Here is a 17054-nt window from a genome sequence, read left to right as displayed (position 1 = left end):
CGATGGGCGCGGATGATCCGGGCGCGGTCGCGCTGTGCGCTCCCGGCCCGAGGCGGGGCCTCGATCCGCAAGGCATGGGGTTGCGATGACGGCGCTACTCTCGCTGCGCGGCGTGCTGCGCGCCTATCGCGGTGATGCGGCACCCTTCGCGCTCGAGGTGCCGGAATTCGACCTGGCGGCCGGCGAGGCCCTGGCCCTCGCCGGCCCGTCGGGCAGCGGCAAGTCCACGCTGCTGATGATGCTGGCCCTCGCCGCGCCGCCCGACGCGGCGGAACGCTTCGCCTTCGCCGGGCAGGACATCGCGCGGCACTGGCGCGCCGGCCGGCGCGACGCGCTGGCGGACTTGCGCGCGCGGCGCATCGGCGTGGTGCCGCAGACCGGCGGGCTGCTTCCCTTCCTGACGGTCGAGGGCAACATCGCGCTGACCCAGCGCATCGCGAACCGTCCCGACCCGGCGCGCGTGCGCGGCCTGGCCGAGGACCTCGGCATCGGCGCGCAACTCGCCAAGCGCCCGGCGCAGCTCTCGGTCGGGCAGCGCCAGCGCGCGGCGATCGCGCGCGCGCTCGCGCACCGCCCGGCGCTCGTGCTGGCGGACGAACCCACCGCCGCGGTGCATCCCGAACTGGCCGATGCCGTGCTCGCGCTGCTCCGGCGCGAATGCGCGGCCGCCGGCGCGGCGCTGCTGGTCGCGACGCACGACCCCGACCGCGCGGCCCGCGCGGGCTACCCGGTCCTCGCCTGCGTCACGCGTCCGCCGGGTGCGGACGGCATCGCGCGGTCCTCCTTCGCCCGCCCGCCCGCGGCGGCGGCGGCGTGATGATCGCGCGCCTGGCGCTCGCCGACCTGTGGCACGAGCGGGTGCTGTTCCTCTGCTCCGCGCTCGGCTGCGCGGCGGTGCTGGCGCCGCTGATCGTGCTGTTCGGCCTGCGCCAGGGCGTCGTCGCCGGCCTGCGCGCCGACCTGCTGGAGGACCCGCGTGCGCGGGAAGTCGTCTCGGTCGTCAACCGTACGCTGGAGCCGGCGCTGTTCCGGCGTCTGGAGGCCGACCCGCGCATCGCCTTCGTCGTGCCGCGCACGCGCGCGCTCTCGGCCACGATCGTCATCGAGAATCCATCCCGGCCCGGCGGCGGGACGCGCGTGGAGCTGCTGCCGACCGGACCCGGCGATCCGCTGTTCCCGGGGCTGAGCGCGATGGACACGGACGAGGTCATCCTCTCGGCGACGCTGGTCGAGCGCCTGGGGGTCGTGGTCGGCGGCAGCGTGCTCACCTCCGTCGCGCGCACGCGGGACGGGCAGCGGGAGACACTGACGCTGCCGCTCCGCATCGCCGCCGTCGCGCCGGTCTCGGCCCTGGCGCGGGACGGTGCCTTTGCGATGCTGCCGGTGCTGCTGCTGGCTGAGGATTTCCTCGACGGCACGGCAGGTCCCGACGCCCGCCCCCCTGGCCTGGATGAGGCGCGCGCCCGCCCCTTCGCCGGCTTCCGCCTGCACGCCGCACGGCTTGAGGACGTGCCCGCGCTCGACCGGGATTTTCGCCTGGCCGGCATCGAGGTCGCTTCCCGCGCCGAGGCCGTCGGCGCGCTGCTGCGGCTCGATCGCAACCTCGCGCTGCTGTTCCTGGCCATCGCGGGCGCGGGCGGGGCGGGGTACCTGGTCAGCCTCGGCGTCGGACTCTGGGCGCAGGTGGAGCGCAAGCGGCGCGACCTCGCGCTGCTGTCGCTGCTCGGGCTCCGGCGGCGGCAATTGCTCGCGGTGCCGCTGGTCCAGGCGGCCTCGGTCGCGCTGGCGGGCGCGGCGCTCGCCTTCGCCATCGCCGGTGCGGTGGCAGCCGTGCTGAACCAGGCCTTCGCCGGAACCGTCACGGGCGATCGGCCGGTCTGCCTGCTGACGCTGCGCATGGGCGTCGCGGCTGCGGCGGTCACGCTGGCGGGGGCGCTGCTGGCCGCGGTGCTGGCGGGGCTGCGGGCGGCCGGCGTGCCGCCGGCGGCCGGCCTCGCGGAGGGTTGAGGGATGCGCGCCGTCGTCATCGCCATGCTGGTCGCGGCCGCGCCGGCCCTCGCGCAGGCCCCCTGGCCGGCCGAGTTCACCAACCCCCGCGCCGCGGAGGACGACCTGGTGTTGCCCATGCCCTGCGGCGGCGCCATGGCCTTCCGCCCGGTCGAGACGCCGGCCGGCCCCGGTGCGCTCGAGGACAGGCCGGTGACGGTCGGCACCACGGACCCCGCCGGCGGGATCGCCGAGTTCGCGCGGCGCGAGGCCGTGGCCGGCCCCTTCACCGGGTCAGGGCGGGACGTCGCGCAGTTCTGGCTCGGCAAGTACGAGGTGACGCGCGACCAGTACGCGGCGGTGATGGAGGAACGCTGCCCGACGCCCTCCGCCGAGGGGCGGCTGCCGGCGGCGGCGCTGTCCTGGTTCGACGCGGTCGGCTTCTCGCAACGCTACACGACCTGGCTGATGCGCAATGCGCAGGCACGACTCCCGCAGGCCGACGGCACGCCCGCCTTCGTGCGCCTGCCGACCGAGGAGGAATGGGAATACGCCGCGCGCGGCGGCGCCGCGGTCAGCGAACTCGACTTCCTCGCCCGCACCTTCCCGATGCCCGAGGGCACCGCGCGCTACGCCTGGTTCCAGGGGCCGCGATCGGCCGCCGGGCGCGCGCAGGCGATCGGCCTGCTCGAGCCCAACCCGCTCGGCCTGCACGACATGCTGGGCAATGTGGGGGAGATGGTGCTCGAGCCCTTCCGCGCCGTGCGCGTCGGCCGGCTGCACGGCCAGGCCGGCGGCGTGGTGGTGAAGGGCGGGGATTTCCGCACGCCGGAGGCCTCGCTCCGATCCTCGCTCCGCATCGAGATCCCGCCCTTCGACGCCACGAGCGGGGAGGCGACGCGGCTTCCCTCGGTCGGCTTCCGCGTCGTGCTGGCGGCGCATGTGACCACCAGCCTGCGCCGTGCCGAGACGCTGAACCGCGCCTTCGAGGAAGAAAGCCGCGCGAGCGGCAACGAGGCCGAGGCGGCGCGGCGGCAGATCGCGTCGCTGCGCGAGGGCGCCGATGCGCGGACGCGCCAGGGCCTCGACCGGCTCGAGGCCGGGCTGATGGCGGCCGAGCGCGCGCGGCTCGAACAGGAACGCGCGGGGCTGCGCGCGCAGCTGGAGGGGGCCGCGGTGCTCGGCCGTTCTGCCGTGCTGTCGCAGCGGCGGATGGACGGCATCCAGCCGCTGCTGGACGGCGCCGATGTCGTGCAGTCGAGCCCCGAGATGCGCGCGAACTGGGTCCGCGCGCTCGAGCAGCTGCGCGTCGAGCGGGAACTGGCGCTCGATGGCTATGCGCGGATCGTGGCGGATCTCGGCCGCACCGCGCCGCGTGCGACCCTGGTGACAGAGGCGGGCGTGGTGCGGCGAGAGACGGAGGCGCGCGGCGTGCCGGACCTGGCACCCTACCTCGATGTCGCGGCGCGCCATGCGGCGGAATCGCGGGAACGCGGCCTGCCGGAGCGCGACCGGATGCGCGCCGAGGTCCTGGCCGCGGGCCGGACCGCCGCGCCGCCCCAGGCAGCAGCACCCGCTGCCCCGCCCGCCTCCGCCGCCGCCCCGCGCGCACCGGAGCCCCGGCCGGCCGAGCCGCGCCCGCCCCCCGTCGCCGTTCTGCCGCCCCCGCCGCCCCCGCCCGTTACGGCCGATCCCGAGCCGCCAGCGGCGTCGCGACCGTCCCAGGCGTCGCAAGGCGCCGCGCCGGCGCCGCCGCGCGAGGGCCCGGGGATCAGCGTGAAGCCGCCGATCAACCGGAGCGGGCCGTCGCGCCTGTTCGACCCGACAGGGAAGCCGCTCGGGCTGCGTTGATCATGTGAATGGCGGAAGGCGGGGGGAGAAGGGAACTTCTCCCCCCGAGCCTCCCACAACCTTCTTTGGAACCTGGCGCCCGACCTTCCAGGACCAGTGCCGAGTGCCAAAGAAGGGAGGGGGTTTTGGGGGAGGTTCTCCTCCCCCGACCTTACCGATGGTGTCACACGTCGCCGCGCGTCATTCGTCATCCGACCGCGACGGCGGCCCGGCCAGCACGCCGCCGTCGATCACGATGGTCTGCCCGGTCATGAACGACCCCGCCGCGGAGGCGAGGAACACCGCAGCGCCCGCGATCTCGTCCGGTTCCCCGATACGCTTGAGCGGCGTGTCCTTGGTGCGCTTCTTGTAGATGCCCGGGTCCTCCCACAGCGCGCGGGCGAAGTCGGTGCGGATCAGGCCGGGCGCGATGGCGTTGGCGCGCACGTTCCGCGGCCCCCACTCGACCGCCAGGTTGCGCACGAGCTGCATGTCGGCGGCCTTGGAGATGGCATAGGCGCCCAGCACCGGCGATCCGCGGAAGCCGCCGATGGACGACACGATGATGACCGACCCGCCGCCGCGTTCCGCCATGCCCGGCGCCGTCATGTGCGCGAGCCACATGTTCGACTTGATGTTGGACGCCATGATCTTGTCGAAGATCTCGTCCGGCATGGTCACCGCCGGGCCGAAATGCGGGTTGATCGCGGCGTTGCAGACCATGACGTCCACCTGGCCCCAGGCGGCGAGGGTCTGGTCCACCAGCGCCTGGCATTCGGCCTTGCGGCCGATGTTGCATGCAATGGCCATGGCCGTTCCGCCCTTGGCCGCAATGGCGTCGACCACCTCCTGGCAGGCATCGACCTTGCGGGATGAGACGACGACGCGGGCGCCGTGCTCGGCCATGCGCTCGCAGATCGCGCGGCCGATGCCGCGGCTTCCGCCGGTGACGATGGCGACCTTGCCGGTCAGGTCAAACAGGGACATGGGGCGTTCTCCCGCTGGTCTGCGTCGGGCGCAGGGCAGCATGGGCCGGGCGCGCGGGCAACCGGGCGCGGCATGCTTGCCGCGGGCCGGGTTCTGCCGGACACTCCGCGCCCGAAAAGGGCCGGGCAGGTCCGCCGAGACTTGAGGGAGTGACGCCGTGAGCGACTTCGTCCAGCACGTCCAGCATGGCGACGTGCATGTGCTGCGCCTGAACAACCCACCCGTGAACACGCTCAGGACCGAGATCCGGGCCGGGCTTCTCGCGGGCATGAACGCGGCGCGGGCCGGGGGGGCGAAGGCGGTCGTGCTGATCGGGACCGGCCGCATGTTCTGCGCCGGCGCCGAGATGACGGAATTCGGCAAGCCGCGGGTGCCGCCCTCATTGCCCGATGTCTTCGAGGCGATGGAGGGTTTCCCCGGCATCGTGGTGGCGGCGATCCATGGCTCGGCGCTGGGCGGCGGGCTGGAACTGGCGCTCGCCTGCCATGCGCGCGTGGCGGCGCCGGACGCGCAGGTCGGCCTGCCCGAGGTGAAGCGCGGCTTCGTGCCCGGCGCCGGCGGCACGCAGCGCCTGCCGCGCATGATCGGGCCCGAGGCGGCGGCGAAGATCATCGTCAGCGGCGACCCGATCAAGGCGACCGAGGCGCACAGGCTCGGCATCGTCGACGCCATCATCGAGGGCGACCTCGAGGCCGGAGCGGTGGCCTGGGCGCGGGCGAACATCGGCAAGACCTTCACGCTCGCGCGAAACCGGACCGACAAGATCAGCGGCCAGGACCCGGCGGCCTATGACGCGGTGGTGGCGGGGCTGCTGAAGCGGACGCGCGGACAGGAAAGCCCGAGGGGCTGCGCGGAGGCGGTGCGTGCCTCCTTCACCCTGCCCTTCGAGGAAGGGCTGAAGAAGGAGCGCGAATTGTTCCAGTCGCTCGTCTCCGGCGAGCAGTCCAAGGCGTTGCGCCACATCTTCTTCGGTGAGCGCGAGGTGCTGCGCATCCCCGGCATGCCGGCCGATGCGAAGTCGCTGCCGGTGGAGCGCCTGGTGGTGATCGGCGGCGGCACCATGGGCGGCGGCATCGCGATGTCGGCGGCGAACAACGGCGTGCCGGTGACGATCGTGGAGACGAGCGAGGAGGCATTGCAGAAGGGCCTCGCGCGCTGTCACGCGAACTGGGAACGGACGGTCAAGAGCGGCCGCCTGTCCGAGGCCGAGTACGCGAAGCGGCGTGCGCTGCTGACCGGCAGCACGGATTTCGAGGGGACGGTGGCGAAGGCCGACCTCGTGATCGAGGCGGTGTTCGAGAACATGGACGTGAAGAAGCAGGTCTTCGCGCGGCTCGACAAGGCGGCGCGGCCGGGGGTGGTGCTGGCGTCGAACACGTCCACGCTGTCGATCGACGAGATCGCCTCCGCGACGTCCCGGCCGGAACTGGTGGTGGGGATGCACTTCTTCTCCCCCGCCAATGTCATGCGGCTGCTCGAGAATGTGCGCGGCGCCAAGTCGTCCTGGCCGGCGATCGCGACGGCGACCGAGTTCGGCAAGCGCATCGGCAAGCTGCCCGTGCTGGTCGGCAATTGCGACGGCTTCGTGGGCAACCGCATGACCGGCAAGCGCACGCCCCAGGTCGAGAAGCTGCTGCTGGAAGGCTGCCTGCCCCAGGACATCGACAAAGTCATGGAAGGCTACGGCATGGCGATGGGGCCGCTGGCCACCGGCGACCTCGCGGGCCTCGACATCGGCGCCGCGGTGCGCAAGGCGCGCGGGACGGTGGCGCCCGTGGCGGATGCCGTGGTGGCGCTCGGCCGCTTCGGCCAGAAGACCGGCAAGGGCTGGTACATGTACGACGAGAAGCGCACACGCCTGCCGGACCCGGAGGTCGAGCGCATCATCCTCGACGTCGCGGAGAAGATGCAGGTGCGGCGGCGGGAGATCTCGGACGAGGAGATCCTCGACCGCATGCTGCTGCCGATGGTCAACGAGGGCGCGCGCATCCTGGAGGAAGGGGTTGCCTACCGGCCCATCGACATCGACGTGATCTTCATCAACGGCTTCGGCTGGCCGGCCTTCCGCGGCGGGCCGATGTTCTGGGCCGACACTCAGGGGCTGGCCACGGTGCGCGACAAGCTGTCGCGCTATGCGGAGGCAACGGGCGACGCCAACCTGAAGCCCACCGCGCTAATCGAGAAACTGGCGGCCGAGGGCGGGACCTTCGCCGGCATGGGCCGCTGAACGCATTCAACGGGAGCACCACGGATGGAACTCCGCTTCACCGACGAGGAACGCGCCTTCCGCCAGGAAGTCCGCGACTGGATCGACGCCAACCTGCCCGCTGCGACGCGCGAGCGCATGGCATCCGGCCGCACGCCCACCAAGGCGATGCAGGTGGACTGGCAGCGGCGCCTCTATGACAAGGGCTGGGCGGTGCCGCACTGGCCGGTCGAATGGGGCGGCCAGCCCTGGTCGGCGATCAAGCGCTTCATCCTGAGCGAGGAGATCCAGTCGACGCCGGCGCCGTCGCCGCTCGGCTTCAACTGCAACATGCTGGGGCCGGTGCTGATCGCCTTCGGCACGGATGAGCAGAAGAAGCACTTCCTGCCGAAGCTGGCTAGCCTCGACCTCTGGTTCTGCCAGGGCTTCTCGGAGCCCGGCGCGGGTTCGGACCTGGCGTCGCTGAAATGCGCGGCCAAGCGCGACGGCGACCACTACGTGGTGAACGGCCAGAAGACCTGGACGACGCTGGCGCAGCACGCCGACTGGATCTTCCTGCTGGTGCGCACCGACCCGGGCGCGGCCAAGCAGCAGGAAGGCATCTCCTTCCTCGTGGTCGACATGACGACACCGGGCATCACGGTGCGCCCGATCATCACAATCGACGGCGCGCATGAGGTGAACGAGGTCTTCTTCGACGACGTGAAGGTGCCCGTGGCGAACCTGGTCGGCACTGAGAACCGCGGCTGGGATTGCGCGAAGTTCCTGCTGTCCAACGAACGCACGGGCCAGGCGCGCGTCGGTGCGTCGAAGGAACGCATCCGGCGACTGAAGCTGATCGCGAAGGAAGCGCCCGGCGGCGCGCGGCCGGTGATGGAGGATCCGCGCTTCCGCTCCCGCCTCACGGATGTCGAGGTGCAACTCAAGGCGCTCGAGATGACGACGCTGCGTGTGCTGGCGGACGAGAACCGCGCGCTCAGCCAGCGCAAGCCGAATCCAGCGTCTTCCGTGCTCAAGATCCGCGGCACCGAATTGCAGCAGGCGATCAGCGAATTGTACGTGATGGCGGCAGGCCCCTACGGCCTGGCGGCGCCGAACGATCCCGAGGCCGATGGGCGGAACGAGCCGGATGTCGCGGCCGACTGGCAGACGCTCGCGCAGGCGACCTACTTCAACTGGCGCAAGCAGAGCATCTACGGCGGATCCACCGAGATCCAGAAGAACATCATGGCCAAGGCCTTCCTGGGACTGTAACGCACCATGGATTTCGACCTTTCTGATGACCAGCGGCTTCTCCAGGACAGCCTGCAGAAGCTGCTGAAGGACAAGTACGGCTTCGAGCAGCGCAAGGGCTACATGACGTCCGAGGCCGGCTGGTCGCGCGAGGTCTGGGCGGCCTATGCGGAACTCGGCCTGCTCGCGATGCCCTTCGCCGAGGAGGATGGCGGCCTCGGCTACGGCGCCGTCGAGACGATGATCGTGATGGAGCAGATGGGCCGCGCCCTGGCGCTCGAGCCCTTCGTCTCAACCGTCGTTATGGGCGGCGGCTTCCTCCGCCACGGCGCGACTGCCGAACAGCGCGCCGCGCTCGTGCCGCAGATCTCTGAGGGCAAGCTGCTGCTCGCCTTCGCGCAGACCGAGCCGCAGTCGCGCTTCGACCTGCACGACGTCGCGACCACGGCCAGGAAGGACGGCGACGGCTGGGTCATCGAGGGCCGCAAGGGCGTCGTGGTGCATGGCGACACGGCCGACCAGCTTGTCGTCACCGCGCGCGTCTCGGGCGGCCGGCGCGACCGGGACGGCATCGCGGTCTTCCTGGTGCCGGCGACGGCGAAGGGCGTGACGCGTCGTGGTTTCAAGACCTCGGACGGCCAGCGCGCCGCCGACATCACCTTCGACAACGTGAAGGTCGGCGCGGAGGCCGAGCTGAAGGGGGGCCTGTCACTGGTCGAGCGCGTGGCCGATGAGACCATCGCCGCGCTCTCGGCCGAGGCGATCGGCTGCATGGAGGCCGCGAAGGACCTGACCGTCGACTACCTCAAGACCCGCAAGCAGTTCGGCCGGCCGATCGGATCGTTCCAGTCGCTGCAGCACCGCGCGGCGGAGATGATGGTCTGCCTGGAGCAGGCGCGGTCGATGGCGATGCTGGCGGCGATGATGGCCTCCGAGCGCGACGACGCCGAGCGGCGGCGCAACATGCGCGCCGTGAAGATCGAGATCGGCCGCAACGCGCGCTTCGTCGGCCAGCAGACGGTCCAGATGCATGGCGGCATCGCCATGACGATGGAATATGCCGGCGGGCACTACCTGAAGCGGCTGACGGTCATCGAAAACATGCTGGGCGACATGGACCATCACCTGGCCGCGCTCAGCGAGGAAGGGGGCGTGTTCCTGGCGGCCTAGGCGGGACGACAGGTCGGGGGCGGGAACTCCCCCGATCCCCCTCCTTCTTCGGGCACTTGGCGCCAGGCTTCGGGCGCGCGGAGATGTGCCCTCTCCGGCCCTACCCGCGCAGCGCCGCCCAGACCCGCTCGGGCGTCGCGGGCATGTCGATGTGCTGCCCGCCCAGGGCGTCCGAGATCGCGTTCATCACCGCCGGCAGCGACCCCGCGCACCCCGCCTCGCCGCAGCCCTTGGCGCCGAGCGGGTTGGTCGTGCAGGGGCTGGGCGCGCTCTCGAAGCCGAAGGAGGGCAGGTCGTCCGCGCGCGGCAGGCCGTAATCCATGTAGGAGGCCGTCAGGATCTGCCCCTCCTCGGTATAGGCCACGCGCTCGTGCAGGGCCTGGCCGATGCCCTGCACGATGCCGCCATGCGCCTGGCCCTCGACCAGCATCGGGTTCACGACCACGCCGAAGTCATTGACCGACAGGTAGCGGTCGATCCGCACAAGGCCCGTCTCCGGGTCGATCTCGACCTCGCAGACATGGCATCCATTGGGGAACGCCATCGGCGCCTGGTCGAACACCGTGCGGGCATCGAGGCTGTTCGGCACGTCCTGCGGCAGCGGCCCCATCGCGCGCAGCCGTTCGGCCAGGTCCATGATGCCGATCGAGCGGTCGGTGCCCGCGATGGCGAAGCGGCCGGCGGCGAACTCGATGTCCTCGGCGGCCGCCTCCAGCACGTAGCCGGCGGCGCGCCGGCCCTTCTCGATCACGATGTCGGCGGCCTGCAGGATGGCGGCGCCGGAGGCCATCAGCGACTTCGACCCGCCCGTGCCGCCACCCGCCACCAGCCGGTCGGAATCGCCCTGCACGAGCCGGATGCTCTCGAAGGGCACGCCGAGCTTCTGGTGCAGCACCTGCGCGAAGGGCGTCCAATGCCCCTGCCCGTAGTCGAGCGTGCCGGTCACAATGGTCACGGTCCCGTCGGCCTCGAAGACCAGCTCGCCCTGTTCCTTCATGGGCGGCGCCGTGCATTCGAGGAAATTGCCGAGCCCGCGCCCGCGCAGCATCCCCCGCGCCGCGCTCGCGGCCTTGCGCGCCGCGAAGCCGTCCCAGTCGGCGGCTTCCAGCGCGTGGTCGAGCAGCGCGGAGAAATCGCCGGAGTCGTAGACCGACCCCGATGGCGCGCTGAACGGGAAGGCGTCGGGGCGGATGTGGTTCAGCTTGCGCAGCGCCACCGGGTCGCGGCCGGTCTCGCGCGCCGCGGTCTCGATCAGGCGCTCCATGAAGTAGTTGGCCTCGGGCCGCCCGGCGCCGCGATAGGCCGAGACGGGCGTGGTGTTGGTGACGACGTTCCGCGTCTCCACCAGCAGCAGCGGCGTCGCGTAGTTGGACTGCACGTTCTTGCTGAAATTGCCCGTGCCCATGAGGTTGCCGACGGTCGAGAGATAGGCGCCCATGTTGCCGTAGGAGACCAGCTTGACCGCGAGGAAACGGCCCTCCGCGTCGAGTGCCAGCGACGCCTCGGTCTCGTGGTCGCGGCCGTGGCAGTCGGACAGGAAGGCGCCCGAGCGGTCGTCGGTCCACTTCACCGGCCGGCCGAGCAGCTTCGCCGCATGCAGCACGCAGGCGTATTCCGGATAGGCGCTGGCCTTCATGCCGAAGGACCCGCCGACATTGCCGGTCAGGATCCGCACCTTGTCCACCGGCACCTTCAGGATGTCGTTGGCCATCTGGTTGCGCAGGCCGAACACGCCCTGGCTGCCGACATGGAGCGTGTAGCGTCCCTCGGCCGCGTCCCATTCGCCGACCGCCGAGCGCGGCTCCATGGCGCAGACGACGATGCGGTTGTTGCGGATGGACAGCGTCGTGACATGCGCCGCCTGCGCGAAGGCGGCCTCGACCTTCCCGGCATCCCCGAAGCGGAAGTCGAGCACGACGTTGCCGGGGACGTGGTCGTACAATTGCGGCGCTCCGGGCGCCGCGGCGGCGGAGGCCTCGGTCACGGCGTCGAGCGCGTCGATCTCCATCTCGACTGCCTCGGCGGCGTCCTTCGCCTTGTCGCGGGTCTGGGCCACCACGAAGGCGACCGGGTCGCCCACGAAGCGGACCTTGTCGGCCGCGAGCGGCCCGCGCTCGATGTTGATGAGCGGCGTACCGTCCTTGTTCTTCAGCGGCAGCACGGATTTCATCGGCCCGTAGGCGGCCATGTCGGCGGCGGTGAAGACGCCGAGCACGCCGGGCATGGCGGCCGCCGCCTCGGTGCCGATGTGGCGGATCACGCCATGCGCGTAGGGGCTTCGGACCATGACGCAAACGGCCTGGCCCGCGAGCGCGACGTCGTCGGTGTAGCGCCCCTGGCCGCGCAGCAGCGTCGGGTCCTCCTGCCGCGGCACGGGTTGGCCGATGCCGAACTTCAGCAGCGTGGGGTCGGCCAGATTCGTGTCGGGCATGGGCGCACCTCGGCGATGAAGAACGGTCGATGCAAAGGATGGGCCGCCCCCGCGGCTCCGCAACCCGCAGCGGCGCTCAGCCGGACGCCTGCCGGGCCCAGGCGGCGATCTGCCCGGCCGGCATGGCGCCGGCCGTCCGCGCCACCTCCTGCCCGCCGGCGAAAAGGGCGAGCGTCGGGATGGAGCGGATCTGCATCTCCTGCGCCAGTGCCGGTGCCTCCTCGGTCGAGATCTTCACGAGGCGCATCGCCGGCTCCAGCATCCCGGCGGCCGCCTCGAACTCGGGCGCCATGCTGCGGCAGGGGGCGCACCAGGATGCCCAGAAATCGACCAGCAGCGGAATGGACGACGCGCCGAGATGCCGCCGGAACCGCGCCTCGTCGAGCGCGAGCGGCCGCCCTTCGAACAGCCGCCGCTTGCAGCCGCCGCAGACCGGCCCGTCCGCGAGCCGCGCGCGCGGCACGCGGTTCACGGCATCGCAATGCGGGCAGACCACCTGCAGGGTGTCGGACATCGGCAATCCTCCTGGCTCAGCGCCGCAGGATGCCGCGTTCCGCTCCCCGCCGCCTTGCGCCCCCGCAAAGCCCCGGCTTGACCATGGGGGCCGTGCTGGCCAGCCTCGGCGAACCTCCGGAGGTCACGATGCGCCGCATCCTCGTCATCGGGTCCTACAACCGCGACACGGTGCTGCGCGTGCCGCGCTTCCCGCAGCCCGGGGAGACGCTGGCCGCCCGCGCGCTCGACCGTTTCCATGGCGGCAAGGGCAGCAACCAGGCGGTCGCCGCCGCGCGTGCCGGCGCCGCGGTTTCGCTCGCGGCCGCCATCGGCACCGATGAGGCGGCGGAGGCCGCACTGGCGCTCTGGGCGGCGGAGGGCATCGGCGCCGCCTCCGTGCATCGTCGCGCCGGCGTGCCGACGGGGGAGGCGCTGATCCTGCTCGACGACCGGGGCGAGAACGAGATCGTGATCGTCGGCGGCGCGAATGCGACCCTGGCGCCGGAGGAGGCCGTCGCGGCCCTGGGCGTGTCGGCCCTCGTGCTGGCGCAGCTCGAGACGCCGGTCGAGGCGACGCTCGCGGCCTTCGTCGCCGCACGCGCCGCGGGCGCGCGGACGCTGCTCAATGCGGCGCCCGCGCAGGTCCTGCCGGAGGCGCTGCTCGACGCCACGGCCATCCTGATGGTGAACGAGACGGAGGCCGAGCGCCTGGCCGGGCGCAGCGGCGCGCCGGCCGACCTTGCCGCGGCCCTCGCGTCGCGTGTCGCCGAAGGCGTGGTGCTGACGGCCGGGGCGGCGGGTGCCTGGTGGGCGGCACGCGGGGCCGCGCCAAGTCACGTCCCGGCCGTTCCGACCGATGTCGTGGACAGCACCGGTTCCGGCGACGCCTTCGCCGGCGCCATGGCCGCCGGCCTTGCCGAGGGACTTCCGATCGAGGCCGCGCTCCGCCGGGGCGCCACGGCCGGTGCCCTGGCATGCCGGCGGCTCGGGGCCGTGCCGTCGCTGCCGCGGCGCGCGGAGATCCTGGCGCTGGGCGGGTAGCGGCGGCCTAGTAGTAGTAGCCGTAGCTGCGCGGATCCGGCTGCGGCTGCGGGTAGCCGCCATAGCCCTGCTGCCCCTGCCAGTAGGGTTGCGGCTGCGGCTGCCAGTAGGACCCCGGCGGCGGCTGCTGCCAGGATTGCTGCGGCGGCGCATAGGGATAGGGCGCCGCCACCTGGCCAGGACCCGGCTGCGGGTAGTAGCCGGGTGCGCCCGAGGGTGGCGGGTAGTAGACCGACCCACCCGCCTGCGGCGGCGCGTAGCTGCCCTGCTGCGCGTAGCCGCCCTGGTAGGCGGGCGGTGGCGGCGTGGTCGCCGCGCCGATGGCGGCGCCGCCAAGCCCGCCCGCGAGCGCGCCCACGGCGGCGCCCCGGCCTCCGCCAGCCACGCCGCCGATGGCGGCCCCGGCGCCCGCGCCGATCAGCCCCCCGCCGAAGGCGCGCTGCGTCGGGTCGTAGGGATTGGTGCAGGCGGCGCCGAGCAGCGCCGCTGCCCCGGCCATCGCCATCATGCCCATGCGCCGCATCGTTCCTGTCCTCTGCCGCCGACCTGCAACCGCATCTTCCACCAGCAGCATGGCGGCGCTGTGGCGGGGCATCACGGGAAGGGCTGGCGGCCGTAGCGCGGCTGCGGCGGCGCCCCCGGCGGTTGCCCGACGTAACGCCCTTGCGGCAAGGGCGGCTCGAACATCCCGCCGCGCGGGGAGACATAGGGGGTGGGCGTGGGCGGTGGCGGGCGGTCCGGCCAGCGTTGCCGCCAGTGCCGGCCGTCCTGCCGCGGCAGCCAGTAGGCCGGCGGCAGGTAGGCCGGCCCGCTTTCGAAGGTGAGGCTGCCTTGCGGTGGCGGCGGCGGTGCCTGTTGCGGTTGCGCCTGGCGGCGCGTCGCTTCCGGCGGCGTGCTCGGCTGCCCGTAGACCACGCTCGGGCTCGGCGTGCCGTAGATGACGCGCGGCGGGCTGAGCTCGGGCGCCTGAGCCCGCGCGCCCGCGCCGGCCAGCAGCGCCGCGGCGAGAAGAACGGCAGCGACAGGGCGATGGCGTATCACGACCGCAGTATAGCGCAGCAGGCGTGGTCGCGGCATCAGGTTCCGCTGCCGGTCAGACCGGTCGGTCGCCCTTCTCGACGCGCAGCGTGCGGTTGTCGACGCCGGGCAGCATCCGCGCCGGGTCGCGCGTCACGATCACATCGAGGATGGTGGGCGTGTCGGTATTGGCCAGCCCCTCGCGGATCGCGCCCGCCAGCGCGTCCGGGCCCTCGACGCGGATGCCGTGGCAGCCGAAGGCGCGGGCGGCGGCGGCGTAGTCGGTCTCGGCGAGTTCCGAGGACTGGTACTTGCCCGGCCCGTAGACGGCATGCTGCAGCGCCTTCACGTAGCCCGAGGCGCCGTTGTTGAAGACACACAACACGTAGTTGGCGCCGACGCGCCGCGCCGTCTCGATCTCGCCGATCGTCATGTTGAAGCCGCCGTCGCCGGTCAGGCCGACCACGCGGCGCCTCGGCCCGGCGGCCATCTGCGCGCCCATCGCGCCCGGTGCGCCGTAGCCGATGGAGGCGAAGCCACGGTCGGCGATGAAGTGGCGCCCTGCGCGCTTGGTGTCGAACAGCAGCCCGCCCCAGTGGCCGGCGAAGCCGCCATCGGCGACGAGGATGTCGTCCTCGCCCATCGCGATGTTCAGCTCGTTGATCAGGCGCCCGACATTGATCGGCGTCTCGTTGGATTCGAGCCGGTCCGCGGCGCCGACGCGCCAGGCGGCCATGCGGGGCACGACGGCGGCGGCGAAGTCGGCACGGCCATCGGGCAGCGGGCCTGCGGGCAGGGCGGCGAGCAGGTCCTCGAGCGCCAGCTTCGCGTCCGCCGCCAGCGCGACATCGGCGCGGGTGGTGCGGCCGATCTCCTCCGGCACGATCTCGATGTGGATGAGCGGCACGCCGGCGGGCATCAGGGAGAACCGCTTCGTCGCGATCTCGCCGAGCTTGCAGCCGACCACTATGAGCAGGTCGGCTTCCGCGATGAAGTCGTTGGCGATGCGTGAATAGCGCCCGAAGACGCCGAGGCTGAGCGGGTGGGTGCAGGCGATGGCGCCCTTGCCCGACATGGTGTGCGCGACCGGGATGCGCCCGGCCTCGGCCAGCGCCAGCAGCGCGTCGTGCGCGCCGCTGACATGGATGCCGCCGCCGACCAGCAGCAGGGGCCGCTTCGCCCTGGCCAGCAGCACGGCGGCACGGTCGAGTTCGCGCCCGTCGGGGCGCGTGCGCCGCGCCTGCGCCATCAGCGTGCCCGGGTCGGCCCAGATCTCGTCGGCCCCGAAGGTGTGCTCGCCGTGGCAGACATCCTCCGGCACGTCGAGTACGACCGGGCCCGGGCGGCCGGAGGTCGCGACGGCGAAGGCGCGGCGGACGAATTCCGGGATGCGCTTCGTGCTCTCGACGCGCAGGAGTTCCTTGGCGGCGGGGCGGAGGATCTCCACCTGCCGCGCCTCCTGCGTCATGTTCTTCCAGGCGTGATCGCGGTTGGCGTCGCCGGTGATGGCGACCAGCGGGATGCCGGCATTGAGGCTTTCCACCAGCCCGGTGACGAGGTTCGTCGCCCCCGGGCCGAGCGTCGCGTCCACCACGCCGGGCCGGTTCGTCACGCGCGCCCAGGCATCGGCGGCGAAGGTGCCGCAGCGCTCGTCGTTGATCAGGTGGTGCTTGAGGCCGAGGGCGCGCACCGCCTCGTAGAAGGGCAGCAGCTGGAAACCCCCCATGCCGAACATCGGGCCGACCTGATGGGCCTGGAGCATGCGCGCCAGCGCCTCTCCGCCCGTGATGGTGAGGGTCGCGTTGGAATTGGTCACGCGCGGTGGTCCTTCATGCAGGCGTCGGCGAGCAGGGCGACGGCGTCGCGCACAAGGCCGCCGGGACGCAGTCCCAGCGCGGCGGCGCGCGCATTGACGGTGGAGACGACGCCGGTCTCGACGGCGGAGCGGCCATCGCCGATGCGCGCCGTCCAGGCGGAATAGGTGGCCGCCGCGATGCCGCGGGCATCGAGCGCGGGCAGGCGGGTGAAGCCGGCGCCGTCCGCCCCGCCATCGGCGTCGTTGTAGAGCGCCGCGAAGACGGCGGCGCGCGCGGCGGTCTCGGGCCGGCCGCCGAGCAGCGCGCCGTGGCTGCCGGTGACGACCACCGTGCCGTCGTCGGCCGGCGTCATCAGGGAATTGGAGTCCATGGCCGCGGCGCGCGCGCCGATGGCGAAGCGGGATTCCACGCTGTCAGGGGCGGCGATGTCGGGCGCCGTCGCGCCGGCCAGGCGCCGGGCGGCCTCGCGGCACCACATGCCGGGTTCGATGCCGAGCGCCGCCGCCGCGCCGTTCGCGTGGCTGACGATGCCGCGGCCCAGCATGTCGAAGCCATCCCCGATGCGCGCGGACCGGTGCGAGCAGCAGGCGGCGGGGATGCCGAGCGGCTGCAGGTAATCGAGCCCCGCGATGCCGGCGCGGTCGAGCCCGAGCCCCGCATCGTTCAACAGCACGCCGGCGACGCGCGCGCGGGCGGCAAGGTAGGCGGCATAGACCCCGCCATGGGAGCCACCGACGATCACGCGCCCTTGCGCCTCCGGCCCCAGCCGGGTGACGCTGTCGACGACGATGAGCCGGTCCAGCATGGCCGCGTTCCTTGCTCCCGCCGCGGGAGTAGAGCG

At 72.6% G+C, this 17054-nt stretch carries 14 protein-coding genes; 7 read left to right on the top strand and 7 right to left on the bottom strand.

Going from position 1 to position 17054, the window contains the following annotated elements; translation table 11 throughout:
- Positions 1-85 precede the first annotated feature (85 nt).
- From E8M80_RS04745 to E8M80_RS04735, 3 genes are read left to right on the top strand one after another with little or no spacing between them, the layout of a single operon-like run.
- Complete coding sequence (locus tag E8M80_RS04745) at positions 86-817, top strand: ABC transporter ATP-binding protein (RefSeq protein ID WP_137124498.1); 732 nt, start codon at positions 86-88, stop codon at positions 815-817.
- Complete coding sequence (locus tag E8M80_RS04740) at positions 817-2007, top strand: FtsX-like permease family protein (RefSeq protein ID WP_137124497.1); 1191 nt, start codon at positions 817-819, stop codon at positions 2005-2007. The genes E8M80_RS04745 and E8M80_RS04740 overlap by 1 nt, the downstream gene beginning before the upstream one ends.
- Positions 2008-2010: 3 nt before the next feature.
- A complete protein-coding gene (locus E8M80_RS04735; RefSeq protein WP_137124496.1) occupies positions 2011-3837 on the top strand; it encodes an SUMF1/EgtB/PvdO family nonheme iron enzyme in 1827 nt (608 codons plus the stop codon).
- Positions 3838-4017: 180 nt separating this feature from the next.
- Here the strand turns inward: E8M80_RS04735 and E8M80_RS04730 are convergent, their stop codons facing one another.
- Positions 4018-4803, bottom strand: a complete 786-nt coding sequence (locus E8M80_RS04730; RefSeq protein ID WP_137124495.1) for an SDR family NAD(P)-dependent oxidoreductase — start codon at positions 4801-4803, stop codon at positions 4018-4020.
- Between the two features lie 157 nt (positions 4804-4960).
- On the opposite strand from E8M80_RS04730, the gene E8M80_RS04725 reads away from it, so the two are divergent.
- From E8M80_RS04725 to E8M80_RS04715, 3 genes are read left to right on the top strand one after another with little or no spacing between them, the layout of a single operon-like run.
- Positions 4961-7030: a 3-hydroxyacyl-CoA dehydrogenase NAD-binding domain-containing protein gene (locus E8M80_RS04725; RefSeq protein ID WP_137124494.1), complete on the top strand. Its 2070-nt coding sequence runs from the start codon at positions 4961-4963 to the stop codon at positions 7028-7030.
- A gap of 24 nt (positions 7031-7054) precedes the next feature.
- Positions 7055-8263: an acyl-CoA dehydrogenase family protein gene (locus E8M80_RS04720; RefSeq protein WP_137124493.1), complete on the top strand. Its 1209-nt coding sequence runs from the start codon at positions 7055-7057 to the stop codon at positions 8261-8263.
- A gap of 6 nt (positions 8264-8269) precedes the next feature.
- Positions 8270-9412, top strand: a complete 1143-nt coding sequence (locus tag E8M80_RS04715; protein ID WP_137124492.1) for an acyl-CoA dehydrogenase family protein — start codon at positions 8270-8272, stop codon at positions 9410-9412.
- Between the two features lie 100 nt (positions 9413-9512).
- On the opposite strand, the gene E8M80_RS04710 is transcribed toward E8M80_RS04715, so the two are convergent.
- Positions 9513-11843, bottom strand: coding sequence for a xanthine dehydrogenase family protein molybdopterin-binding subunit (locus E8M80_RS04710; protein WP_137124491.1), 2331 nt, complete (start codon positions 11841-11843; stop codon positions 9513-9515).
- 76 nt (positions 11844-11919) lie between these two features.
- Positions 11920-12357: a thioredoxin TrxC gene (gene trxC / locus E8M80_RS04705; protein ID WP_137124490.1), complete on the bottom strand. Its 438-nt coding sequence runs from the start codon at positions 12355-12357 to the stop codon at positions 11920-11922.
- Positions 12358-12449: 92 nt separating this feature from the next.
- On the opposite strand from trxC, the gene E8M80_RS04700 reads away from it, so the two are divergent.
- On the top strand, positions 12450-13379 hold the full coding sequence (locus E8M80_RS04700; RefSeq protein ID WP_240789892.1) for a ribokinase: 930 nt from the start codon (positions 12450-12452) through the stop codon (positions 13377-13379).
- A gap of 7 nt (positions 13380-13386) precedes the next feature.
- On the opposite strand, the gene E8M80_RS26515 is transcribed toward E8M80_RS04700, so the two are convergent.
- From E8M80_RS26515 to E8M80_RS04680, 4 genes are all read right to left on the bottom strand, one after another.
- On the bottom strand, positions 13387-13902 hold the full coding sequence (locus E8M80_RS26515) for a hypothetical protein (protein WP_240789891.1): 516 nt from the start codon (positions 13900-13902) through the stop codon (positions 13387-13389).
- A gap of 71 nt (positions 13903-13973) precedes the next feature.
- Entirely contained in the window at positions 13974-14420 is a 447-nt protein-coding gene (locus tag E8M80_RS04690; protein ID WP_137124489.1) for a hypothetical protein, read from the bottom strand.
- Positions 14421-14472: 52 nt separating this feature from the next.
- Positions 14473-16212 (bottom strand): thiamine pyrophosphate-binding protein, encoded by a 1740-nt coding sequence (locus tag E8M80_RS04685; RefSeq protein WP_240789890.1) that lies wholly within the window; start codon positions 16210-16212, stop codon positions 14473-14475.
- Positions 16209-17018: a hypothetical protein gene (locus E8M80_RS04680; protein WP_137124488.1), complete on the bottom strand. Its 810-nt coding sequence runs from the start codon at positions 17016-17018 to the stop codon at positions 16209-16211. Before E8M80_RS04680 ends, E8M80_RS04685 begins: the two co-directional genes overlap by 4 nt.
- Positions 17019-17054 lie beyond the last annotated feature (36 nt).

This window comes from Roseomonas sp. HF4 (assembly GCF_005222755.1).
GTDB lineage: Bacteria > Pseudomonadota > Alphaproteobacteria > Acetobacterales > Acetobacteraceae > Neoroseomonas.
Note: the sequence above shows the minus strand (reverse complement) of the source record. Positions and strands in the feature narration are given on the sequence as shown.